This window comes from Streptomyces sp. NPDC048255 (genome assembly GCF_040652415.1).
GTDB lineage: Bacteria > Actinomycetota > Actinomycetes > Streptomycetales > Streptomycetaceae > Streptomyces.
Map to the genome: position 1 here is coordinate 41739 of NZ_JBEZMA010000012.1, position 21638 is coordinate 63376.

Annotated in this window: 22 protein-coding genes; 8 read left to right on the forward strand and 14 right to left on the reverse strand. The window is 71.6% G+C overall.

Annotation, left to right across the window (positions count from 1 at the left end):
- Positions 1 to 335: 335 nt before the first annotated feature.
- Positions 336 to 1841 (reverse strand): hypothetical protein, encoded by a 1506-nt coding sequence (locus AB0D94_RS12855; RefSeq protein WP_362050077.1) that lies wholly within the window; start codon positions 1839 to 1841, stop codon positions 336 to 338.
- A 440-nt stretch (positions 1842 to 2281) separates the two neighbouring features.
- Here AB0D94_RS12855 and AB0D94_RS12860 point away from each other — a divergent pair, with 440 nt between their 5' ends.
- The 4 genes from AB0D94_RS12860 to AB0D94_RS12875 all read left to right on the forward strand — a co-directional run bounded on the left by AB0D94_RS12860 (position 2282) and on the right by AB0D94_RS12875 (position 5992).
- Positions 2282 to 4123, forward strand: a complete 1842-nt coding sequence (locus tag AB0D94_RS12860; protein WP_362050080.1) for an endonuclease/exonuclease/phosphatase family protein — start codon at positions 2282 to 2284, stop codon at positions 4121 to 4123.
- 62 nt (positions 4124 to 4185) lie between these two features.
- Positions 4186 to 4641 carry a GNAT family N-acetyltransferase gene (locus tag AB0D94_RS12865; RefSeq protein ID WP_362050083.1) on the forward strand — a complete coding sequence of 152 codons (456 nt, stop codon included), beginning with the start codon at positions 4186 to 4188 and terminating at the stop codon, positions 4639 to 4641.
- Positions 4642 to 4788: 147 nt separating this feature from the next.
- Complete coding sequence (locus AB0D94_RS12870) at positions 4789 to 5043, forward strand: hypothetical protein (RefSeq protein WP_362050086.1); 255 nt, start codon at positions 4789 to 4791, stop codon at positions 5041 to 5043.
- Positions 5044 to 5425: 382 nt separating this feature from the next.
- The gene (locus AB0D94_RS12875; protein WP_362050089.1) at positions 5426 to 5992 is read left to right on the forward strand and encodes an RICIN domain-containing protein; all 567 of its coding nucleotides are present in this window, start codon (positions 5426 to 5428) and stop codon (positions 5990 to 5992) included.
- Positions 5993 to 6145: 153 nt separating this feature from the next.
- Here the strand turns inward: AB0D94_RS12875 and dapD are convergent, their stop codons facing one another.
- A complete protein-coding gene (gene dapD / locus AB0D94_RS12880; RefSeq protein WP_362050092.1) occupies positions 6146 to 7126 on the reverse strand; it encodes a 2,3,4,5-tetrahydropyridine-2,6-dicarboxylate N-succinyltransferase in 981 nt (326 codons plus the stop codon).
- A gap of 9 nt (positions 7127 to 7135) precedes the next feature.
- Positions 7136 to 8461, reverse strand: a complete 1326-nt coding sequence (locus AB0D94_RS12885; protein WP_362050343.1) for an MFS transporter — start codon at positions 8459 to 8461, stop codon at positions 7136 to 7138.
- Between the two features lie 93 nt (positions 8462 to 8554).
- On the opposite strand from AB0D94_RS12885, the gene AB0D94_RS12890 reads away from it, so the two are divergent.
- On the forward strand, positions 8555 to 9436 hold the full coding sequence (locus AB0D94_RS12890; protein ID WP_362050095.1) for a winged helix-turn-helix transcriptional regulator: 882 nt from the start codon (positions 8555 to 8557) through the stop codon (positions 9434 to 9436).
- A 56-nt stretch (positions 9437 to 9492) separates the two neighbouring features.
- Here the strand turns inward: AB0D94_RS12890 and AB0D94_RS12895 are convergent, their stop codons facing one another.
- On the reverse strand, positions 9493 to 10047 hold the full coding sequence (locus AB0D94_RS12895) for a TetR family transcriptional regulator (RefSeq protein ID WP_362050098.1): 555 nt from the start codon (positions 10045 to 10047) through the stop codon (positions 9493 to 9495).
- Positions 10047 to 10367: a multidrug efflux SMR transporter gene (locus AB0D94_RS12900; RefSeq protein ID WP_362050101.1), complete on the reverse strand. Its 321-nt coding sequence runs from the start codon at positions 10365 to 10367 to the stop codon at positions 10047 to 10049. Before AB0D94_RS12900 ends, AB0D94_RS12895 begins: the two co-directional genes overlap by 1 nt.
- A gap of 130 nt (positions 10368 to 10497) precedes the next feature.
- Here AB0D94_RS12900 and AB0D94_RS12905 point away from each other — a divergent pair, with 130 nt between their 5' ends.
- A complete protein-coding gene (locus AB0D94_RS12905) occupies positions 10498 to 11334 on the forward strand; it encodes a hypothetical protein (RefSeq protein WP_362050104.1) in 837 nt (278 codons plus the stop codon).
- Here the strand turns inward: AB0D94_RS12905 and AB0D94_RS12910 are convergent.
- The 9 genes from AB0D94_RS12910 to AB0D94_RS12950 form a co-directional block, all read right to left on the reverse strand.
- A complete protein-coding gene (locus tag AB0D94_RS12910; RefSeq protein ID WP_362050346.1) occupies positions 11321 to 12652 on the reverse strand; it encodes a hypothetical protein in 1332 nt (443 codons plus the stop codon). The genes AB0D94_RS12905 and AB0D94_RS12910 overlap by 14 nt on opposite strands.
- 282 nt (positions 12653 to 12934) lie before the next feature.
- Complete coding sequence (locus tag AB0D94_RS12915) at positions 12935 to 13279, reverse strand: metal-sulfur cluster assembly factor (protein WP_030388904.1); 345 nt, start codon at positions 13277 to 13279, stop codon at positions 12935 to 12937.
- Entirely contained in the window at positions 13276 to 13737 is a 462-nt protein-coding gene (sufU, locus tag AB0D94_RS12920) for a Fe-S cluster assembly sulfur transfer protein SufU (protein ID WP_266937364.1), read from the reverse strand. Before sufU ends, AB0D94_RS12915 begins: the two co-directional genes overlap by 4 nt.
- 19 nt (positions 13738 to 13756) lie before the next feature.
- Positions 13757 to 15013 (reverse strand): cysteine desulfurase, encoded by a 1257-nt coding sequence (locus tag AB0D94_RS12925; RefSeq protein WP_362050109.1) that lies wholly within the window; start codon positions 15011 to 15013, stop codon positions 13757 to 13759.
- Positions 15010 to 15777 (reverse strand): Fe-S cluster assembly ATPase SufC, encoded by a 768-nt coding sequence (sufC, locus tag AB0D94_RS12930; RefSeq protein WP_266630406.1) that lies wholly within the window; start codon positions 15775 to 15777, stop codon positions 15010 to 15012. The genes AB0D94_RS12925 and sufC overlap by 4 nt, the downstream gene beginning before the upstream one ends.
- A gap of 7 nt (positions 15778 to 15784) precedes the next feature.
- A complete protein-coding gene (locus AB0D94_RS12935) occupies positions 15785 to 16102 on the reverse strand; it encodes a bifunctional 3-phenylpropionate/cinnamic acid dioxygenase ferredoxin subunit (protein ID WP_030292248.1) in 318 nt (105 codons plus the stop codon).
- Entirely contained in the window at positions 16102 to 17280 is a 1179-nt protein-coding gene (gene sufD / locus AB0D94_RS12940) for a Fe-S cluster assembly protein SufD (protein WP_362050113.1), read from the reverse strand. The genes AB0D94_RS12935 and sufD overlap by 1 nt, the downstream gene beginning before the upstream one ends.
- 61 nt (positions 17281 to 17341) lie before the next feature.
- On the reverse strand, positions 17342 to 18757 hold the full coding sequence (gene sufB, locus AB0D94_RS12945; RefSeq protein WP_362050116.1) for a Fe-S cluster assembly protein SufB: 1416 nt from the start codon (positions 18755 to 18757) through the stop codon (positions 17342 to 17344).
- Positions 18754 to 19494 carry an ArsR family transcriptional regulator gene (locus tag AB0D94_RS12950; RefSeq protein ID WP_362050349.1) on the reverse strand — a complete coding sequence of 247 codons (741 nt, stop codon included), beginning with the start codon at positions 19492 to 19494 and terminating at the stop codon, positions 18754 to 18756. The genes sufB and AB0D94_RS12950 overlap by 4 nt, the downstream gene beginning before the upstream one ends.
- A 418-nt stretch (positions 19495 to 19912) precedes the next feature.
- On the opposite strand from AB0D94_RS12950, the gene AB0D94_RS12955 reads away from it, so the two are divergent.
- Complete coding sequence (locus AB0D94_RS12955) at positions 19913 to 20839, forward strand: ABC transporter ATP-binding protein (RefSeq protein WP_362050117.1); 927 nt, start codon at positions 19913 to 19915, stop codon at positions 20837 to 20839.
- Positions 20836 to 21603, forward strand: a complete 768-nt coding sequence (locus AB0D94_RS12960) for an ABC transporter permease (RefSeq protein ID WP_362050119.1) — start codon at positions 20836 to 20838, stop codon at positions 21601 to 21603. Before AB0D94_RS12955 ends, AB0D94_RS12960 begins: the two co-directional genes overlap by 4 nt.
- The last annotated feature ends 35 nt before the right edge of the window (positions 21604 to 21638 follow it).

Here is a 21638-nt window from a genome sequence, read left to right on the forward strand (position 1 = left end):
GTGCGCCTGTCGTGCGGTCGTCGGCGGACACGCTCCCGCCCGCACGTGAACGGCGGCTGAACTACCCACGAAGAGGGGCCGACCCCTTGCCGGTGGCCGGAATGGCCAAGTCCGCCCCGGGAACGGCGCGTTGTCGACGCCCGCCGTCGGCCCCGGGGCACGCCCGGGGGCACCGACCCGATCGGGCGCCGGACGAGGCTCCGAACCGGGCGCCGCAGCGGGCGCCGAGTGGGACTCCGGACCGGGCCCCGAATCGAGCTCCGGGTCAGCCCCGGATCGAGCTCCGATCCGGCTCCGGGGTCCGGCTCCGGTCCAGGCTCCGGTTCACGTCCGGCTCAGGAGTAGCTCCCCGGCCAGGGCTGCCGCGACCGCGCCTTGAAGGCGGCCTTGCGGGCCTCCTTCGCCGACTTCTTGTCCGGGTGCAGCCGGCCCATCGACTCCAGGACGTACGCCGTCGCCGGGTGCTCCACGCGCCACACCTCGTCGAAGAAGCCCGCGTGGTGGGCCGTCAGGCTCTCCATCAGGAGCGGCAGCTCCTCCGTCTCCCCGTCCGCCGCGAGCTGCGCCGCGATCGTGTCGACCGTCAGCCAGAACACCATCGCCGGGTCCGGGGCCGGTACGTCGGTCACCCCGCGCTCGGCCAGCCAGACGCGCGCCAGCCCCCCGAGTTCCGCATCGTCCAGCACCGCGCGGACCGCGGGCTCGGCCTCCCGCCCGGCCGGCGCGAGGGCCTGCTGGCAGCGCAGCCGGCGCAGCGGGCCACCCTCGTCGTCGCCGCGGGCCGCCGCCAGCAGTTCGGCGGCCGCCACGGGCAGTTCGCGGCCCGCCATCCACTGTTCGATCTCGGCCTGTGCGGCGCTCTCGGGGTAGGAGGCGACCGCGTCGAGCAGGGCGTCCGCGCCCTTGCCGACGAGTTCGCCGACGGCCGGGGCCTCGACGCCCGCCTCCAGCATCCGGGCGCGGATCCCGTACAGGCCGAGGGGGGTCAGGCGGACCATCCCGTAGCGCGAGACGTCCTCGTCGCCGACGCCCTTGTCCGCGCCCCTGGCCGCGCCTTCGCGCGGCTCGTCGGCCTCCGCCATCAGCGCCTCGTCGACGGGCCGGAACTCGACCAGCCCGATCGGCTCCAGCTGCCGGAACTGGTCGTCCAGGCGCATCATCGCGTCCGAGACCTGCTCCAGCACGGCGTCGGTCGGCTCGCCCATGCCCTCGGGCACCACCATCGACGCTGCGAGCACGGGCAGCGGAACCGGCGCCCCCGCCGCCCCGCCCTCGGCGACGGTGAGCAGGTAGAGGTTGGCGAGGACCCCGTCGAGGAAGTCCGCCTCGCGGCGCGGGTTCCAGTCCAGCTGGTCGAAGTCGATCTCGCCGCCCTCGTCGAGCGCGTCGACCAGGTCCTCCAGATCGGGTACCGCCGCGTCCGCGAGCACGGTGTCCACCGCTGCCAGCCACAGGTCGAGCACGTCCCCGGGCGCACCGCTCGTCACCAGGGCCAGGTCCTCGCCGGGCGCGGCGGTGCCGAACTGCGCCTCGTCGTCCGCCCCGCCGTCCTCCTCCGGCTCGGTCACGTCGACCAGGCCGCTGTCCACGGCCACCCGCCAGGCCTGGCTCGCGTACGCCGTGGCGTCCGGGTCGGCGGCGTCGAGACCGAGCACCCGGACCGCCTCGGGCAGCTGTGCGGGGACGAGTTCGCCGCCGGTGTCGACGCGGGTGTCGGGCCCGGCCCAGCGGGCGAGCCGCACGGCGCGGGCGAACAGCGGGGCGACGAGGGCGTCGCGGGCCAGTTCCGCATCGGATTGCAGCCGTACCGGCGGCAGCGAGGGGTGCGGCTCTGCGGACATGGGGCGGTTCTCCTCGCGGATGCGGTGGGGCTTGTGGGGCGGTGGGGCTTGTGGGGCGGTGGGGCCGGCGACCCGGTGGGGCCGAAGAAGCAATGGCGGTGGAGCCGTGGAGCGATGGGGCTTCGGAGCGGTGCCCGGGTGGGACCGTGGAGCGGTGGTGACGGTCTTGCGGCGCCCCAGCGTAGACGCATTTCGGGCGCGTCCGCCGGGCCATCCCCTTTGGTTCATCCCACAGACAGCATTCGTATCCCCTGGAGGCCTTGACAACTTTGCTGGCCACACAGGAAATTGACGCGCGTAGACATGCGGGGACCCCCGAGGTTTCCGCAGATCACCCCCGTCGCAGGTGCCACATGCACCACCTGTGCGGCTTGCACCACTTGCAGCACCCGCACCATCCAGCTTCCCCATTCCTCATCCACACACCGGAGTTCCTGACCATGCGCTCCTCGCATCCCCGTTCCGCCGCCGTCGCGGCCCTCGTCGCCACCGCCCTGGCCACCGGCCTGCTCGTGGGCTCCGCCGACGCGGCCGAGGGCGCCGCGACCGCCGATCCGGTACGCATCCACGACATCCAGGGCACCACCCGGATATCCCCGCTCAACGGCAAGCAGGTCGCCGACGTCGAGGGCATCGTGACGGGCGTGCGCACGTACGGCTCGCGCGGCTTCTGGATCCAGGACCCGGACGCCGACGACAACGAGGCCACCAGCGAGGGCGTCTTCGTCTTCACCAGCTCGGTCCCGACCGTCGCCGTGGGCGACGCGGTCAAGGTCTCCGGCACGGTCGGCGAGTACATCCCGGGCGGCGTCAGCTCCGGCAACCAGTCGGTGACCCAGATCTCCAAGCCGACGGTCACCGTGGTCTCCTCGGGCAACGCGCTGCCCCAGGCCGCCGCCATCAACGAGTACACGGTGCCCGCCGAGTACGCCCCCGCCGGCGACCCCGCCGCCGGCGGCAGCGTCAACGGCCTGACCCTGGACCCCTCGCGCTACGCCCTGGACTTCTACGAGTCCCTCGAGGGCATGAACGTCAAGATCGGCACCTCCCGCGTCGTCGGCGCGACCGACCCGTACTCCGAGCTGTGGGTCACGGTGAAGGGCTGGGAGAACGCCGCCAAGCGCGGCGGCACGGTCTACGGCTCCTACGAGTCCCAGAACACCGGCCGCCTCCAGATCCAGCAGCTCGCGCCCATCGCGCAGCAGCCCTTCCCGGTGGCCAACGTCGGCGACAAGCTGACGGGCACCACCGAGGGCCCGCTGGACTTCAACCAGTTCGGCGGCTACACCCTGGTCGCCCGCACCCTGGGCACCGTCAAGGCGGGCACCCTCGCCCCCGAGAAGACCAAGCCGCAGGCCTCGAACGAGCTCGCGGTGGCCACGTACAACGTCGAGAACCTCGACCCGACCGACCCGCAGGAGAAGTTCGACGCGCTGGCGAAGGCCGTCGTCGAGAACCTCGCCTCGCCCGACATCCTCGCCCTGGAGGAGATCCAGGACGACAACGGCGCCAAGAACGACGGCACCGTCTCGGCCGAGCAGACGCTGACGAAGTTCACGGCGGCCATCGCCGCCGCGGGCGGCCCCGCCTACCAGTGGCGGACCATCAACCCGGAGGACAAGAAGGACGGCGGCGAGCCCGGCGGCAACATCCGCCAGGTGTTCCTCTTCAACCCGGCGCGGGTCTCCTTCACCGAGCGCGCCCCCGGCGACGCGGTGACGGCGACCGGCGTGGTCCAGGAGAACGGCAAGGCCGCCCTGACCCACTCCCCCGGCCGGATCGACCCCGCCAACCCGGCGTGGGCCGACAGCCGCAAGCCGCTGGCAGGCGAGTTCGTCTTCCGCGGCAAGACGGTCTTCGTGATCGCCAACCACTTCGGCTCCAAGGGCGGCGACGAGGGCCTGACCTCGCACCACCAGCCGCCGGTGCGCAAGTCGGAGGAGAAGCGGCTGCTCCAGGCGCAGGCCGTGAACGGCTTCGTGAAGGAGATCCTGGCGACGCAGAAGAACGCGAACGTCCTCGTCCTCGGTGACATCAACGACTTCGAGTTCTCCGCGACCACGGAGGCGCTGGCGGACGGCGGGGCCCTGTACCCGGCGATCAAGTCGCTGCCGAAGTCGGAGCGCTACTCGTACGTCTTCCAGGGCAACGCCCAGGTGCTGGACCAGATCCTGACCAGCCCGGCGATCAAGCAGTTCACGTACGACAGCGTGCACATCAACGCGGAGTTCGCGGCCCAGAACAGCGACCACGACCCGCAGGTGCTGCGCTTCCGTCCGTAGTCCCCCGGACCGCAGAGGGCCCGGCCGCCGTCCCGGCCGGGCCCTCTGCCACACTCCTGGCCATGATCTTCCGCACCGCCACGCGCGCGGACCTGCCGGCCGTGCTCGCCCTGCTGGCCGACGAGGACCGGGTCGTGGACCCGGCATCGGTCGTCGTCGGCGAGGCGCACGAGCGGGCCTTCGCCGCCATCGGGGCCGACGCCCGCAACGAGATGCTGGTCCTGACGGACGACGCGGACGGCGTGGTCCTGGGCTGCCTCCAGCTGACGTACATACCGGGCCTGGGACGGAACGGCCAGGACCGGGCACTGGTGGAGGCCGTACGGATCCGCGCGGACCGGCGGGGCGGCGGGCTGGGCGCGGAGCTGATGGAGCTGGCCGTCGAACGGGCCCGGAAGCGCGGCTGCGGTCTGGTCCAACTCACCAGCGACAAGCGGCGCACGGCCGCACACCGTTTCTACGAACGCCTGGGCTTCGCGCGCAGCCACGAGGGCTTCAAGCTCCGCCTGGAGCGGTGACCCGCGGTCCCCTCCGGACGAGGTCGGGACTTTCGGCCCTGGCGTGAGGCTCGCCACATCCCCACCGGAACGGCCGGATGTGGTGTTGAGTGTCTGCACGCCCGATCTTGCCCCGGCTTGTACCGCCCGCACTCCCCGGAGGACCGGATGTTCCCCTCCATCTCCCTCGCCCAGGAAATCGGCCTCGCCGTCCTGCTCGTGGCCGCCCTGGTCTGGTTCGTCGGCCTCGGCCACATGCTGTGGGACAGCCGCTTCCACCACCCGGAGCCCGGCACCTGCGAGGGCCTGCCGGTGATCCCGGGCCAGCGCGGCGCCGCCGCCCACCCGATGGAGACGGTGGAGCTGACCGAGGCGGAAGAGCAGGCCTTCGCCGGGCTGGTCCGCACGATCCCCCTGCGCTGACCTCGCGCGCGCCCCTGCGCCGGTACCGCTCACGCCCCTCACCCCTGACGGGGCGGGGGGCGTTCCGGCGCGCGCCCGGGGCGCCGGCGTCCTCGGTTTGCGGGGTCGGTGGCGGGCACCGATAGTGGGAGAGGCCGCCGCACCATGATCGGCGGCCCACCGGAGGGCAGCCCCAGGGCGCCGGACCGGACCGTGGACCTGACCACCGGCAGTACGCCGTGGTGATCCGGTCGGCCACGGCGACAGGAGGCCCGGAGAGGACCCCCGCCCCACACCCCACGCCCACCTCGCCATCGAGGCCGTGCACACGGCTGACGGGCGGGACCCGACCCCGGGCACGGCTCCTGCATCTCCCTCGCAGAATCAAGAGAGGAGCACTCCCATGCGCAAGAACACCCGGGCCCGTCGCCTCCTGGCGACCTCGGCGGTCTTCGCGGTCGGAGGCCTCATGCTGCTGCCCGCTCCCACCGTGGCGCAGCCGTCTTCGCTCGACATCGCGAAGGCCCGGATATCGGGAGGCACCGCCCAGATCATCAACGTCCAGACCGGCAAGTGCGCGACCGTCGCCGGCGGGTCCACCACCGCGAACAACCACCCGCTCGTCCAGTTCGACTGCGACACGCACCCCTCGCGCCGCTGGAACATCACCAACTGGAACGGCAGCTCGTTCCAGATCGTCAACGTCCAGACCCGCAAGTGCATGACGTTCGCCGGAGGCACCTCCACCGAGAACAACGTCGAGATGCTCCAGTTCGACTGCGACTCCCACCCCTCGCGCCGCTGGAACATCACCAACTGGAACAGCGCCTCCTACCAGCTGGTCAACATGCAGACCGGCAAGTGCGCCACGGTCGCCGGCGGGTCCACCACCGCGAACAACCACCCGCTCGTCGTCTTCACCTGCGACTCCCACCCCTCGCGCCGCTGGTTCCTCCGCCTGGCGGGGTGAACCGGTCACCCGGCCGACGACCGAGCGCCCTCCCGGACCGCGGGAGGGCGCTCGATGGTGGTGAGCGGCGGACGCCCGACCGGTCGGCGGTTCAGCCGCAGTCGAGCACGCCGGCCGGCGGTTCAGCCGCAGCCGGCGCCGGCCGGACGGTCGTCAGTTGTGGCTGTGCAGGACCTCGTTCAGGCCGCCCCAGACCGCGTTGTTCGGGCGGGCCTCGACGGCGCCGGTGACCGAGTTGCGGCGGAAGAGGATGTTGCTGGCGCCCGAGAGCTCCAGGGCCTTGACGATCTGGCCGTCCGGCAGAGTGACGCGGGTGCCCGCGGTCACGTACAGGCCGGCCTCGACGATGCACTCGTCGCCCAGCGCGATGCCGACGCCCGCCTCGGCGCCGATCAGGCAGCGCTCGCCGATCGAGATGATCTGCTTGCCGCCGCCCGAGAGGGTGCCCATGGTGGAGGCGCCGCCGCCGATGTCGGAGCCGTCGCCGACCACGACGCCCGCGGAGATGCGGCCCTCGACCATGGAGGTGCCGAGGGTGCCGGCGTTGAAGTTGACGAAGCCCTCGTGCATGACGGTGGTGCCCTCGGCGAGGTGCGCGCCGAGGCGGACCCGGTCCGCGTCGGCGATGCGCACGCCCTTGGGGGCGACGTAGTCCGTCATCCGCGGGAACTTGTCGATCGAGGTGACCTGGAGGTAAAGGCCCTCGGCGCGCGCGTTGAGGCGGACGGTCTCGACCCGGTCGACCGCGACCGGGCCCAGCGAGGTCCACGCCACGTTGGCCAGCAGGCCGAAGACCCCGTCGAGGTTCTGGCCGTGCGGCTTGACCAGGCGGTGGCTGAGCAGGTGCAGGCGCAGGTACGCGTCGTGCGCGTCCAGCGGCTTGTCCTCAAGGGAGGAGATCACCGTGCGGACGGCTACGACCTCGACGCCGCGCACCGCGTCCGTGCGGATCGCCTTCTGCGCGGCGGCGCCCAGCAGCTCCACGGCCTGGTCGGCGGTGAGGCGCTCGGTGCCGGCCGGGCCGGGCTCGGCGACCAGCTGGGGGGCGGGGAACCAGGTGTCGAGGACGGTGCCGTCGGCGGTGATGGTGGCAAGTCCGGCGGCGACGGCGCCGGTGGTACGCGTAGCAGTCATGCCTGAAACCTAACCGGCGACGGCCTGCGGTTGCGAACCGGTCTCATGTGCCGGTCGCACAGCGTGTCGGGCCTCGGGCCGGTCCGGGTGATCCGGGTGATCCGGAAGTTCCGGCTGGTCCGGCCGGTCCGGACGCTCCGCCCCGGCCGCCCCTGCCGGTCGGAGCCGTTGCGCCCACAGGACCGCCCCGCCCGCCCCCGCCGCCAGCACCGCGCACAGCGGCCACAGCAGCCCGGGCGCCGCGGAGTACAGCGCTCCGCCCAGCGGCGGGCCGAGGACGACCCCGCTGACGGAGACCCCCGCGTAGAGGCTCTGGAACCGCCCCACGGCGTGTTCGGGCGCCTGGTCGGCCACGTAGGCGGTGGCGGTGGTCTTGTAGAGGATCTCCCCGAGGCTCAGCAGCACCATCATCAGCACGGCTCCCGCGAGCCCGGCCCCGAGCAGCAGCGCCGCGTACCCGGCGCCGACGAGCACCAGCCCGGTGCCGATGACCGGCAGCGCGGGCCGGTCGCGCAGCGCGACGGCGGCGGGCAGCTCCAGCAGCAGGATGACCCCTCCGTTGAGGGCGATGACGAGGCCGAAGACGCGTGCGTCCAGGCCCTGGTCGGCGAGGAAGACCGGGAAGGCGGAGTACTGCTGGCGGTAGACGAGGTCGGTGACCAGGATCGCGCCGAGCAGGACCAGTACGGCGGGCCGGGCGCGCAGTTCGCGCCAGACACCGGCTCCTCCGCGGCCCCGACCCCCGTCCGGGGCCGCGGAGGACGTGCGGGAGGCGCCGCGCGCGGGGACGACCCGGGCGGTCCACAGGGCGAAGAAGAGGGTGCCGAGGCCGTCGCCTACGAAGAGCCAGTCGTACGAGGCCCCGGTCGCGACCAGGGCTCCGATGGGCGGGCCGAGGGTGAATCCGCCGTTGGAGACGCAGCGTACGACGGCGAAGGCCTGGCGGCGGGCTCCCTCGGGGACGGTGACGGCGACCAGCGCGGAGTTGGCGGCCCGCACCACGCCGGAGGCGTACTGGGCCAGCGGCAGGGCGGCGTACAGCAGCTCGGTGGGCAGGAGCGGGATGGCCGTCAGGGCGAGTCCGCCGACGGTGGAGGCGGCGAGCAGCACCCGGCGGTGGCCGAAGCGGTCGCCGTACCAGCCGCCGGTGAAGTTGCCCGCGACCAGGCCCACGCCGCCGATGCCGGTGACGAGGCCCGCCTCGGCGGTGCCCAGGCCGCGCGGGCCGGTCAGGTAGAGGAAGACGAAGACGAAGGTGAAGCTGACGACGGCATTGACGAACACCCCCGCAGCCAGCAGCCACACAGTCCTCGGTACGTCCTTGAACCCCTGCAGCACACCCGTGCCCCCCGCATTCCCTAGTGAGTTCCTTTTGGGAACGGACTATGCCAGCATGGCAGCCTGGGGTCAACGGACGAAGGAGTTCCCATGGCCCAGCGCACCCACCTCGGCGACGCCGACTGCTCCATCGCGCAGGCCCTCGACGTCGTGGGCGACTGGTGGACGCTGCTGATCGTGCGCGACGCCGCGCGCGGTCTGCACCGCTTCGACGAGCTCCAGCGCGAGTTGGGCATGTCCCGGAAGGTGCTGGCCGAGCGGCTGAAGCTGCTGGTCGAAGCCGGGGTGCTGACGCGCGAGCCGTACCAGGAACGCCCGGTGCGGCACGAGTACCGGCTGACCCCGCGCGGGCGGGCGCTGCTGCCGGTCCTGGTGGCCCTCCAGGACTGGGGAGACACCTGGGTCCTGGGAGACGGAGAGATGACGGCGACGACCGAAGAGGCCTCGCGCGAGGCGGAACGGGTCCACGGGCTGCGCGGCACCCGGCTGCCGGAGCTGCTGCTGCCGGACCGTTTCGGCGAACTCCGCGACCCGGTGGCGGACACGCCCTTCACCGTCCTGTACTGCTTCCCGGGCGCGTACGCCCGCGCCGAGTCCTACCCTCCGGACTGGGCCGGGATCCCGGGCGCCAGGGGCTGCACGCTCGAGTCGTGCACGTACCGCGACCAGCTCGCGCAGTTCACGGCGGCGGGGGCCGCGGTGCACGGGGTCTCGACCCAGCGGCCGGACGAGCAGCGGGAGTTCGCGGAGCAGGAGCGGCTGCGGTTCCCCCTCCTGTCGGACGCGGACCTGACCCTGACGGCGGCCCTGCGGCTGCCCACCTTCCGGGCGGCGGGGGTGAGCCGGATCAAGCGCCTGACGCTGGTGCTGGACCGCGACCGCACGGTCCGCGAGGTGATCTACCCGATCGGGGACATCGAGGCGAGCGTGGCCACGGCCCTGACGGCCGTCCGCACGGCGGGCACGCCGTAACCGCACCGGCCGCGCGACGGGCACGCCGAATCCGAGTCCGCCGCACGACGTAACCGCTACGCCGGTCCGAGCACCCGGCCCAGGACCTCCCGCGCGTACGGCTCGTCGTACTCCGCGTCCGTCAGCAGGACCTGGAGCCCGATGCCGTCCATCACCGCGACCAGGGCCCGGGCCGTCACCGGGTCCGTCCGCGGGGCGAGGGCCGCCACCACCGACTCGCACCACTGGGCCGCCACCGGCCGCAGCGCGGGGCGGCGCAGGGCGGCGAGGTAGAGCTCGTACTCCAGCTCCACCCGGCTCCGGTCCCCGGCGAGGCACTCGCCCAGCAGCCGGGCCAGCGCCTCCGCCAGGTCCGCCTGCGGATCGGCCAGGGCCGGCGAGGCGGCCACGGCCTGTGCGAAGGCCTGGTTGGCCTGGTGCAGCGCCGCGACGAGGAGATCGTCGAGGGTCTTGAAGTGGTAGGTGGTCGACCCGAGCGGTACGTCGGCCTCCGCGGCCACGCTGCGGTGACTCAGCCCCGCGATGCCCTTGGCGCCCACCACCCGGATCGCCGCGTCGATGATCCGCTGCCGCCGCTCGGGGTCGTACCGGCGGCGCGCGCCGGGGGCCATCAGTGCGCCCCTCCCAGGTTCAGCAGGACCACCCCGCCGATCACCAGCACGATCCCAGCGAGCTTCGCGGCCGTGGCCGCCTCGCCCAGGAAGACCATGCCGATGGCGGCGACGGCGGCCGTGCCGACGCCGGCCCAGATCGCGTACGCCGTGCCGACCGACATCGACTTCAGCGTCTGCGCGAGCAGGGTGAAGGCGATGACGTAGCCCAGCAGGGTGCCCAGCGACGGCCACAGCTTCGTGAAGCCGTCGCTGTACTTCATGGCGGTGGTCCCGGCGACCTCGGCCGCTATGGCCGCGGCGAGCAGTACGTATGGCATGTGTACGAGGGTACACATCGTTGCGTACGTCTGTACACATCAGCTGCGGCCGAGCGGACACTCGCACGCCCCGGGACTCCTGCGCCCTTCGGAGCTACCGTGTCCGCCTCTACCGACAGGGGGCCCGCCGATGGCGCAGCAATGGACCCACCGCGGCGGCGGGCCGGGTGTGATGCCCCTGCGCCCGCTGGGACCCGGGGAGATCCTCGCGGGCGCCCTCACCGCCCTCGGCCGCCACGGCGGGCGGCTGCTCGGCGCCCTGCTCCTCGGCCAGCTCGCCGGGCTGCTCTGCGGACTGTTCGCCGGGCTGCTCGCCGGGCTGGTCGTGGTCGGCGCGCTCGCGGGCCCCGCCGCCCTCGCGGCCGGGAACAGGCCCTCCGGCCACGCCTTCGTCCCGGCCGCGGCCCTGTTCCTGCTGTTCGGCCGGGCGCTGGCCACCGCCCTGGCCGCGGCCCTGCTCCGGCCGGCCGTCCTCGGCGGGCCGGTGACCGTGCCCGGCCTGCTGCGGGCCGCCGCGCCGCGCGTCCCGGCGGTGCTCGGGGCCCAGCTGGCCGCCCTGCTCGCCGTCGCCGGTCCGGGCGCGGCCGTCCTCGCCGCGGGCCTGCCGCCGCTGACGCTGCTCGTCCTCGCCCCGCTCTCGCTGTGGCTCGGGGTGCTCTTCGCCCTGGCGCCCACGGCCGCCGGGTACGAGGGGATCGGCCCGGCGGCGGCCCTGCGCCGCTCGGCCCGCCTGGTGCGCGGGACCTGGTGGCGGACCCTGGGCGTCGCGGCCCCCGCCTGGGCACTCGCGCCGGGGGCCGCGTACGCCGCCCAGGTGTGGTTCGGCCCGCCCGGCGCGCTGCTCGGGGCGGCGCTGCTGCTGGCCTTCCCCCGGCTGGTGGCCGGCCTGCTCTACCTGGACCGGCGGCTGCGCCGCGAACATCTCACCGAGGTCCTCGCGGCGCGGGCGGGCGTCAGCCCAGCGTGAACCAGGCCGCGCGGGACTTCTTCCACTCCGGGTGGTCGAGGTCCTTGGCCTCCTTGCCCTCGCCGTACAGGTCGGCGGCGCCGCTGTCGGTGATCAGCTGGACGCGGGCGCCCGGGATCCGCAGGTCGGGCACGTTCACCACGGCCTCCCAGCCGCCGGGGTCGGCGGTGGGCAGGTCCACCCGCTTCTTCGGGGCGTGGCCGGGGACCCCGTCCCACTGGTAGAGGGCGTACGGGTCGGAGTTGTCGTCGGCGGCGAAGGATCCGGCCAGGATCAGGTACTGGTCGGCCGCGTTCTTGCGGATGTCGCGGACGGCGAGCCCGCCCAGGTCCATCTCGATCGGCTCGCCGAACACGGCCCCGGCGCCCTGCGCGAGGACCCGGTCCATGTTGACGACCGGCACGACCAGGGCCTTCCCACCGAGCGCCGCCGGGGCCAGCGGGGCGCGGAAGCCCAGGTAGGCGGTGGTCGTGGAGCCCGGCGCGAACTCCAGGCCCTCCAGGTTGAACCCGTCGATCTGCTTGGGCGTCTGCCCGGCGGCGGTCCCGGCCGCGAAGCCGTAGCGGTTGCCGTGCTCCGCGTCCCAGGCGGTCAGGTCCTCGCGCAGGCCCTTGTAGGCGCTGCCGAAGACGACCTCGGTGGCCGCTCCGGAGCCGGTGATGCGCGTGGTGAAGACGGTGTTCCGCTCGGCCTTGTACTTGCCGTCCTTGTTGTTGCCCAGCGAGCCCGTCCAGTAGACGGTGTCGCCCACCCGGGCGGCGGCCTCGATGTCGGCCTCCTTCTTCCAGCCCAGGGCGGGGCCCAGGTCCCAGGTCTTCACCGGGGCGCCGGAGCGGGAACGGTCGTACAGGCGCAGCACGTTGGACTCGTCGTCGGCCACCAGCACGTGGCCCCGGCCCACGTCCACCGCGGCGGAGGCGTCCGAGGAGCCAGTGAGGTAGCGGGTGGCCGGTGCTCCGCCGACCTGCGCCGACGCGGCGTAGGAGAGGGTGGCCCTGGCCGTCCTGCCGCCGCGCCCGGTCACCTCCAGGGTCAGGTCGGTGTAGCCCTGGGTGCGGGGCCGCACCGTCAGGGCGCGGTCGCCGGAGCGGGTGCGCTCCTGCCGTACGTCGCCCGGGCCCGCCACCGCGGGATTGCTGGAGGACACCACCCGCAGCCGCAGGAACCCGGCCGGCACCCCGGCCTGCTCGACGTCCACCGTCACGGCGGGGTCGCCGTACGCGCCCACCGCGCCGCTGAGGTGCGTGGCGGAGAGCGAGATCGTCGGGTCGGCGTACCCGGCGGCGTGCGCGGGCGCTCCCAGCCCGGCGACGAGCAGGGCCGCGGCTCCTGCGACGCCCGCGGCGCCCAGGCGGCGAACCGGTGAAAGGCGAACGGTCACGGATGGTCCTCTCGTGAGCTGCGCCACGGTGTGACGGCCGTCGAGAAGATTCGGCCACCGTGGCCAACTCCCGGTGCACACCACCCGTCCGCCCGGAGAACAGCAGCCCGGAGAGCACCCACGCGAGCAGCCCGCGGAGCAGCCCGGGGTCCGGCCCGCCCGAAAACAGGGAGGGCCCCCGGCACGACCGTGCCGGGGGCCCTCACAAGCAGGCGTCGATCAGACGTTGAAGCCGAGCGCGCGCAGCTGCTCACGACCGTCGTCCGTGATCTTGTCCGGGCCCCACGGGGGCATCCAGACCCAGTTGATGCGGAGTTCGTTGACGATGCCGTCCGTCGCCGACTTCGCCTGGTCCTCGATGACGTCCGTCAGCGGGCAGGCCGCCGAGGTCAGCGTCATGTCGAGGGTGGCGATGTTCGCGTCGTCGATGTGGATGCCGTAGATCAGGCCCAGGTTGACGACGTCGATGCCCAGCTCCGGGTCGACCACGTCGTAGAGGGCCTCGCGGACCTCTTCCTCGGTGGCCGGCTTGATCGACGCCTCGGGCGTCGCGTTCTCGGTCATGCCGTCTTCCTCTCCGCGTCGCCCAGTGCCTGGGCCGTCGCGTCCTTCCACGCCATCCAGCTCAGCAGAGCACATTTCACGCGCGCGGGATACTTGGAGACACCGGCGAACGCGATCGCGTCCTCCAGCACCTCCTCCATCGCCTCGTCGGGCTCGACCTTGCCCTTGGACTGCATCAGCTCCAGGAACACGCTCTGGATCTTCTGCGCCTCGGCCAGGTCCTTGCCCACGAGCAGCTCGTTCAGCACGGACGCGCTGGCCTGGCTGATGGAGCAGCCCTGGCCCTCGTAGGAGACGTCGGTCAGCGTCTCGCCGTCGTACTTCACGCGCAGCGTGATCTCGTCACCGCAGGTCGGGTTGACGTGGTGCACCTCGGCGTCGCCGTCGCGCAGGCCACGCCCGTGCGGGTGCTTGTAGTGGTCCAGGATCAGTTCCTGGTACATCGAATCCAGTTTCACTGCTTCGTCGCCCTCGCCGTCAGCCGAAGAAGTTCCGTACGTGCTCCAGCCCGTCGACCAGTGCGTCGACCTCGGCCGGAGAGGAGTACAGATAGAAAGACGCTCGCGTGGTCGCCGGAATTCCGTACCGCAGGCAGACCGGGCGCGCGCAGTGGTGGCCGACGCGGACGGCGATGCCCTGCTCGTCCAGTACCTGGCCCACGTCGTGCGGGTGGATGTCGCCCAGTACGAAGGAGATCGCCGCTCCGCGGTCCTCGGCCGTGGTGGGGCCGATGATCCGCAGGTCGGGCACCTCGGCGAGGCGCTTGATCGCGTACTCGGTGATGGCGTGCTCGTGCGCGGCGATCTTGTCCATGCCGATCGCGGTCAGGTAGTCCACGGCCGCGCCGAGGCCGACGGCCTGGGCGATCGGGGGGGTACCCGCCTCGAACTTGTGGGGTGCCGGGGCGTACGTCGAGGCGTGCATCGACACGGTCTCGATCATCTCGCCGCCGCCGAGGAACGGAGGCAGGTCCTCCAGCAGCTCCTGGCGGCCCCACAGGACGCCGATGCCGGTCGGGCCGCACATCTTGTGGCCGGTGAAGGCCACGAAGTCGGCGCCGAGCGCCTGCACGTCCAGCGGCATGTGCGGAGCGGCCTGGGAGGCGTCGATCAGCACGAGCGCGCCGACGTCCTGGGCGCGCCGGACGATCGCCTCGACGGGGTTGACCGTGCCCATGATGTTGGAGACCAGCGTGAAGGAGACGATCTTCGTCTTCTCCGTGATGACCTCTTCGATGTTGGACAGGTCGAGCCGGCCGTCGTCGGTGAGGCCGAACCACTTCAGCTTCGCGCCGGTGCGCTGCGAGAGCAGCTGCCACGGCACGATGTTGGAGTGGTGCTCCATCTCCGTGATGGCGATCTCGGTCTCGCGGTCGACCCGGTAGGGCTCGTCCGCCCAGCCGAGCATGTTCGCGACCAGGTTGAGCGACTCGGAGGCGTTCTTCGTGAAGATGACCTCGTCGCGGCTCGGCGCGTTGATGAACGCGGCGACCTTGTCGCGAGCGCCCTCGTACAGCGCCGTGGCCTCCTCGGCGAGCACGTGTACGCCGCGGTGCACATTGGCGTTGTGCTGCTCGTAGTACTCGTTCAGCGCGTCGAGCACCTGGCGCGGCTTCTGCGAGGTCGCCGCGTTGTCCAGGTAAACGATCTTCTTCCCGTCGTGGACCACACGATCCAGCAGGGGGAAGTCCTTGCGGATCGCCTCGATGTCGAGGAGGCCAGGCAGCTGTGTCACGCGGTCGCGCCACCCTTCGTGCTGTACGCCTCGTAGCCTTCGGCCTCCAGCTTGTCGGCGAGCTCGGCGCCACCGGACTCGACGATGCGGCCCTCGGAGAAGACGTGGACGAAGTCGGGCTTGATGTAGCGGAGGATCCGCGTGTAGTGCGTGATCAGCAGCGTGCCGACCTCGCCGGTCGCGCGGACGCGGTTGACGCCCTCGGAGACCTGGCGCAGCGCGTCGACGTCCAGGCCGGAGTCGGTCTCGTCGAGGATCGCGATCTTCGGCTTCAGGAGCTCCAGCTGGAGGATCTCGTGGCGCTTCTTCTCACCACCGGAGAAGCCCTCGTTGACGTTGCGCTCGGCGAAGGCCGGGTCCATCTGGAGCTGCTCCATCGCGGACTTGACCTCCTTCACCCAGGTGCGCAGCTTCGGCGCCTCGCCACGGATGGCGGTGGCGGAGGTGCGCAGGAAGTTGGAGACCGAGACGCCGGGGACCTCGACCGGGTACTGCATGGCGAGGAAGACGCCGGCGCGGGCGCGCTCGTCGACGGACATCTCCAGGACGTCCTCGCCGTCGAGGGTCACGGTGCCGCCGGTGATGGTGTACTTCGGGTGACCGGCCAGCGAGTAGGCCAGGGTGGACTTGCCGGAGCCGTTCGGACCCATGATGGCGTGCGTCTCACCCTGCTTGACGGTGAGGTCGACGCCCTTGAGGATCTCGCGGGCGCCGTTCTCGGCCTCGACGGAGACGTGCAGGTCGTGGATTTCAAGCGTTGCCATGGATACCTCAGGACTCCTGGGTGAGGGAGACGAGCACGTCGTCCCCTTCGATCTTTACGGGGTATACGGGTACGGGGCGGGTCGCGGGCAGACCGGAAGGCTTGCCGGTGCGCAGGTCGAAGCTCGACCCGTGCAGCCAGCACTCGATCATGCAGTCCTCGACCTCGCCCTCCGAGAGCGAGACGTTCGCGTGCGAGCAGATGTCGTTGATCGCGAACACCTCCCCCTCGGCGGAGACGATGGACACCGGCGTGCCGTCGAGCTCCACCCGCTTGGGGGTGTTCTCCTCCAGCTCGCTCAGCGCACAAGCCTTGACGTAAGTCATCAGACGGAACCCTGGAGCTCGGTCTCGATCTTGCCGAGCAGGCGCTCCTCGATGTCGTCCACGCCGATCTGCTGGACGAGCTCGGCGAAGAAGCCGCGCACGACCAGGCGGCGGGCCTCGTCGGCCGGGATGCCGCGGGCCTGGAGGTAGAAGAGCTGCTCGTCGTCGAAACGACCGGTGGCGGAGGCGTGGCCGGCGCCGACGATCTCGCCGGTCTCGATCTCCAGGTTCGGCACCGAGTCGACCCGCGCGCCGTCCGTGAGGACGAGGTTGCGGTTCATCTCGTAGGTGTCGGTGCCCTCGGCGGTCTTCTCGATGAGGACGTCACCGATCCAGACCGCGTGGGCGTCCTGCCCCTGCAGCGCACCCTTGTAGACCACGTGCGACTTGCAGTGCGGGGCGTCGTGCGTGACCAGGAGGCGGTGCTCCTGGTGCTGGCCGGCGTCCGTGAAGTACAGGCCGAGGAGCTCGGCCTCGCCGCCGGGGCCGGCGTACGACACCCGCGGGTGCAGGCGTACGACGTCGCCGCCGAAGGTGACCACGATCGACTTGAAGGTCGCGTCGCGGCCGATCAGGGCGTTGTGCTGGGAGCAGTGGACGGCGGTGTCGTCCCAGTCCTGCACGGAGACCACGGTGAGCTTGGCGCCGTCGCCGACCAGGAAGTCGACGTTGGCGGCGCGCACGCCGTCACCGGTGTGGTCGATGACGATGACCGCCTCGGCGAAGGCCTGCACGTCGAAGACCGTGTGGCCGAAGGTGGTGCCGCCCTCGCCGTGCAGCGAGACGCGCACCGGCTCGGTCAGGACCTGCTCCTTGGGCACGGTGACGACCGTGGCCTTCGCGAAGGACGAGAACGCCTGCGCGGCGATCCGGTCCACGGGGGTGCCGGCCTTGCCGATGCGCGCGTCGCCGCGCTCCACCGACTCGACGGTGACGCCCTCGGGCGCGTCGATCTGGGCCTTCATGGTGCCGTTGGCGACCGCGGTGCCGTCGTGCAGGCCCTTGAGGCGGGCGAGCGGGGTGAACCGCCACTCCTCCTCGCGGCCGTGGGGCACGGGGAAGTCCGCCACGTCGAAGGACGGGGGGGCGCTCATCCGGGTGGCGACGGTGGACTCGGCGGCCACCGCGATCGCGCCGGCGGTGGTCGAACCCGCCGGAATGTTCTGAGCCTCTGCCATGGCTGTCGTCTTGCTCTCTTCCTACGTCAATAAGGATGTGCGGGATGCCGGGCGGTCGGGACTAACCGACCGAACCCTCCATCTGCAGCTCGATCAGCCGGTTCAGCTCCAGCGCGTACTCCATCGGCAGCTCGCGCGCGATCGGCTCGACGAAGCCGCGCACGATCATGGCCATGGCCTCGAACTCCGTCAGACCGCGGCTCATCAGGTAGAAGAGCTGGTCGTCGGAGACCTTGGAGACGGTCGCCTCGTGACCCATGGACACGTCGTCCTCGCGGACGTCCACGTAGGGGTACGTGTCCGAGCGGGAGATCGTGTCGACCAGGAGCGCGTCACACAGCACGTTGGACTTCGAGCCGTGCGCGCCCTCGCCGATCTCGACCAGGCCTCGGTAGGAGGTGCGGCCGCCGCCTCGGGCCACCGACTTGGAGACGATGTTCGAGGAGGTGTGCGGCGCCATGTGGACCATCTTGGAGCCGGCGTCCTGGTGCTGGCCCTCGCCCGCGAAGGCGATGGAGAGGGTCTCGCCCTTGGCGTGCTCGCCCATCAGGTAGACGGCCGGGTACTTCATGGTGACCTTGGAACCGATGTTGCCGTCGATCCACTCCATGGTCGCGCCCTCGTACGCCACGGCGCGCTTGGTGACCAGGTTGTAGACGTTGTTCGACCAGTTCTGGATGGTCGTGTAGCGGCAGCGGCCGCCCTTCTTCACGATGATCTCGACCACGGCGCTGTGCAGCGAGTCCGAGGAGTAGATCGGGGCGGTGCAGCCCTCGACGTAGTGGACGTACGCGTCCTCGTCGACGATGATCAGCGTCCGCTCGAACTGGCCCATGTTCTCCGTGTTGATACGGAAGTAGGCCTGGAGCGGGATGTCGACCTTCACGCCCTTGGGGACGTAGATGAAGGAGCCGCCGGACCACACCGCGGTGTTCAGCGACGCGAACTTGTTGTCGCCGACCGGGATGACCGTGCCGAAGTACTCCTGGAAGAGCTCCGGGTGCTCCTTGAGCGCGGTGTCCGTGTCGAGGAAGATGACGCCCTGCTCCTCCAGGTCCTCACGGATCTGGTGGTAGACGACCTCGGACTCGTACTGGGCCGCGACACCGGCGACGAGGCGCTGCTTCTCCGCCTCCGGGATGCCGAGCTTGTCGTACGTGTTCTTGATGTCCTCGGGCAGGTCCTCCCACGAAGCAGCCTGCTTCTCGGTGGAGCGCACGAAGTACTTGATGTTGTCGAAGTCGATGCCCGAGAGGTCGGAACCCCAGTTCGGCATGGGCTTGCGGTCGAAGAGCTTGAGCCCCTTGAGACGGAGGTTCAGCATCCACTCCGGCTCGGACTTCTTCGCCGAGATGTCGCGGACGACTTCCTCGGACAGACCCCGCTTGGCAGCGGCGCCGGCCGCGTCGGAGTCGGCCCAGCCGTATTCGTAGGTGCCCAGGCCATCGAGCTCAGGGTGAGCAGTCTCCGTGGTCATGCGGGGTTCCTCCCGGCCGTACTTGCAGATACTGATGTGTCGGTCTGTGCGGCGCTCGCGCTGCGCGGAATGAACGTCGTGCACACCCCGTCGCCGTGGGCGATCGTGGCGAGGCGCTGCACATGCGTCCCGAGCAGGCGGGAGAAGACCTCGGTCTCCGCCTCGCAGAGCTGCGGGAACTGCTCGGCCACATGGGCGACCGGGCAGTGGTGCTGACAGAGCTGTTCACCGCTGTGCGGACCGGGAGCGCTCTTCGCCGTAGCAGCGTACCCGTCGGCGGTCAATGCCCTGGCGAGGGCCTCGGTGCGGTCTCCCGGGGCAGCCGCTTCGACGGCTTCCCGGTACCCCTCGGCCTGCGCTTCCATCCGCGCCCTGGCGAAGGCGGCGACGGCCGCCTCGCCCTGCTCGCCGCCGCCGACGGACTGCGCGATCCAGCGCAGGGCGTCCACGGCGAGCGTGTCGTAGGACTGGTCGAAGGCGTCGCGGCCGCAGTCGGTGAGCTCGAAGACCTTCGCGGGCCGGCCCCGGGTGCGCGCTCCGTACACACGCTGCTCACGGGATGCGACCACGTCGTCGGTGACGAGCGTGTCGAGGTGGCGGCGGACGGCGGCCTGGGTGAGGCCGAGACGCGCGGCGAGGTCGGCGACGGTGGACGGACCGTGGTCCAGGATGGACCGCGCGACCCGGTTGCGGGTTGACCGCTCCCCGGTCGCGAGCTCCCCCTGGGGGGTCTCGATCTGCCGTTCGCCGTTTTTCACAACGCCATTGTTGCGTAATTAGTCGAGCCCCGACAAGCCGTGACGGAGGCCACCCCTGGTGGTATCCATCACTAAGGGTCACCTAATTTATCTACGCAGAGTTATTCGGAGACTAGCGCTCCGCATTCTCCGCGGGAGACCCCCGAACCGGTGCACGGCTCCCACCAGCAGAACTCCGCCGGCGGCGTTCCCCGCACGGTAAAGATCGGTTTCGCGAAAAGGTCACGGAAACCGGCTCACCCGCCCAGGGCCGACGGAGCGAAAAGAGCCGCATTCGAAACGCCGTCCTCGAATCCGACCGCACGGACACCGCCGCCGCATGCGGGCACCGTGCGGGCGCGCAAGCCTTCAACCCCGGGACATGGGAGCCCTCCCCGGCTCCGTAGACTGGGCCCCCATGAGCAACGACCCCGCCGTGGAGATCCGCGGACTGGTGAAGCGGTACGGACCCAAAACCGCGGTGGACGGCCTGGACCTCACCGTCCGCAGGGCCTCGGTCACCGCGGTCCTCGGTCCCAACGGCGCGGGCAAGACGACCACCGTGGAGACCTGCGAGGGCTACCGCCGCCCCGACGCGGGCACCGTCCGCGTCCTCGGCCTCGACCCGGTCGCCCAGGCCACGGCGCTGCGCCCCCGGATCGGCGTGATGCTCCAGTCCGGCGGCGTGTACTCCGGCGCCCGCGCCGTCGAGATGCTGCGCCACATGGCCAAGCTCTACGCCGACCCGCTCGACGTGGACGCCCTGGTGGAACGCCTCGGACTCGGCGGCTGCGGCCGCACCACCTACCGCAGGCTCTCCGGCGGCCAGCAGCAGCGCCTCGCCCTCGCCATGGCCGTGGTCGGCCGCCCCGAGCTGGTCTTCCTGGACGAGCCCACCGCCGGCCTCGACCCGCAGGCCCGCCGGGCGACCTGGGACCTCGTACGGGAACTGCGCGCCGACGGGGTCACCGTCGTGCTCACCACCCACCACATGGACGAGGCCGAGCAGCTCGCCGACGAGGTCGCCATCGTCGACGCGGGCCGGGTCATCGCCCACGGCAGCCCCGAGCAGCTGTGCCGGGGCGGCGCCGAGAACACCCTGCGGTTCACCGGGCGCCCCTCCCTCGACCTCGCCTCCCTGCTCAAGGCGCTGCCCGACGGCACCCAGGCCGCCGAGCTCACCCCGGGCACCTACCGGGTCACCGGCGACGTCCACCCGCAACTGCTGGCCACCGTCGCCTCCTGGTGCGCGCAGCACGGCGTGATGCCGGACAGCCTCTCGGTGGAGCGGCACACCCTCGAAGACGTCTTCCTGGAACTCACGGGCAAGGAGCTGCGTTCATGAGCGCCGGTACGTTCACCCCCAACCCGGGCGCGGCGCCCGTGTCCCGCATGATCCTCGCGCAGACGGCTCTGGAGACCCGGATGCTGCTGCGCAACGGGGAGCAGCTGCTGCTGACCGTGATCATCCCGGCGCTGCTGCTGACCCTCTTCTCCGCCGTGGACATCATCGAGACGGGCTCCGAGAAGTCCGTGGACTTCCTCGCGCCCGGCATCCTGGCGCTCGCCGTGATGTCCACCGCCTTCACCGGGCAGGCGATCGCCACCGGCTTCGACCGCCGGTACGGGGTCCTCAAGCGGCTCGGCGCCTCCCCGCTGCCGCGCTGGGCGCTGATGGCCGCCAAGACCCTGTCGGTACTGGTCACCGAGGTCCTGCAGATCGCCCTGCTGACGGCGATCGCCCTGGCGCTGGGCTGGTCCCCGCAGGGGAACCCGCTGTCGGTGGCCGTCCTGCTCCTGCTGGGCACCGCCGCCTTCTCCGGGCTCGGGCTGCTGATGGCCGGCACCCTCAAGGCCGAGGTGACCCTGGCCGCCGCCAACCTCGTCTTCCTGCTGCTGCTGGTCGGCGGCGGGGTGATCGTGCCGCTGGAGAAGTTCCCCGGCGCGGTGCAGTCCGCCCTCGGGCTGCTGCCCATCTCGGCCCTGTCCGACGGACTGCGCGACGTGCTCCAGCACGGGGCGGCGCTGCCCTGGGGCGACGCGGCCCTGCTGGCGGGCTGGGCCGTACTCGGGCTGGGCGCGGCCGCGCGGCTGTTCCGCTGGGAATGAAACCCTTCCGCTGAGGTCCGCCTTCCCGGGACTAT

What these genes read in the sequence shown, in the direction of transcription:
- AB0D94_RS12855 (WP_362050077.1), bottom strand. Translation starts at nt 1,841, where the DNA reads ATGTCCGCAGAGCCGCACCCCTCGCTGCCGCCGGTACGGCTGCAATCC.
- AB0D94_RS12860 (WP_362050080.1), top strand. Translation starts at nt 2,282, where the DNA reads ATGCGCTCCTCGCATCCCCGTTCCGCCGCCGTCGCGGCCCTCGTCGCC.
- AB0D94_RS12865 (WP_362050083.1), top strand. Translation starts at nt 4,186, where the DNA reads ATGATCTTCCGCACCGCCACGCGCGCGGACCTGCCGGCCGTGCTCGCC.
- AB0D94_RS12870 (WP_362050086.1), top strand. Translation starts at nt 4,789, where the DNA reads ATGTTCCCCTCCATCTCCCTCGCCCAGGAAATCGGCCTCGCCGTCCTG.
- AB0D94_RS12875 (WP_362050089.1), top strand. Translation starts at nt 5,426, where the DNA reads ATGCGCAAGAACACCCGGGCCCGTCGCCTCCTGGCGACCTCGGCGGTC.
- dapD (WP_362050092.1), bottom strand. Translation starts at nt 7,126, where the DNA reads ATGACTGCTACGCGTACCACCGGCGCCGTCGCCGCCGGACTTGCCACC.
- AB0D94_RS12890 (WP_362050095.1), top strand. Translation starts at nt 8,555, where the DNA reads ATGGCCCAGCGCACCCACCTCGGCGACGCCGACTGCTCCATCGCGCAG.
- AB0D94_RS12895 (WP_362050098.1), bottom strand. Translation starts at nt 10,047, where the DNA reads ATGGCCCCCGGCGCGCGCCGCCGGTACGACCCCGAGCGGCGGCAGCGG.
- AB0D94_RS12900 (WP_362050101.1), bottom strand. Translation starts at nt 10,367, where the DNA reads ATGCCATACGTACTGCTCGCCGCGGCCATAGCGGCCGAGGTCGCCGGG.
- AB0D94_RS12905 (WP_362050104.1), top strand. Translation starts at nt 10,498, where the DNA reads ATGGCGCAGCAATGGACCCACCGCGGCGGCGGGCCGGGTGTGATGCCC.
- AB0D94_RS12915 (WP_030388904.1), bottom strand. Translation starts at nt 13,279, where the DNA reads ATGACCGAGAACGCGACGCCCGAGGCGTCGATCAAGCCGGCCACCGAG.
- sufC (WP_266630406.1), bottom strand. Translation starts at nt 15,777, where the DNA reads ATGGCAACGCTTGAAATCCACGACCTGCACGTCTCCGTCGAGGCCGAG.
- AB0D94_RS12935 (WP_030292248.1), bottom strand. Translation starts at nt 16,102, where the DNA reads ATGACTTACGTCAAGGCTTGTGCGCTGAGCGAGCTGGAGGAGAACACC.
- sufD (WP_362050113.1), bottom strand. Translation starts at nt 17,280, where the DNA reads ATGGCAGAGGCTCAGAACATTCCGGCGGGTTCGACCACCGCCGGCGCG.
- sufB (WP_362050116.1), bottom strand. Translation starts at nt 18,757, where the DNA reads ATGACCACGGAGACTGCTCACCCTGAGCTCGATGGCCTGGGCACCTAC.
- AB0D94_RS12955 (WP_362050117.1), top strand. Translation starts at nt 19,913, where the DNA reads ATGAGCAACGACCCCGCCGTGGAGATCCGCGGACTGGTGAAGCGGTAC.
- AB0D94_RS12960 (WP_362050119.1), top strand. Translation starts at nt 20,836, where the DNA reads ATGAGCGCCGGTACGTTCACCCCCAACCCGGGCGCGGCGCCCGTGTCC.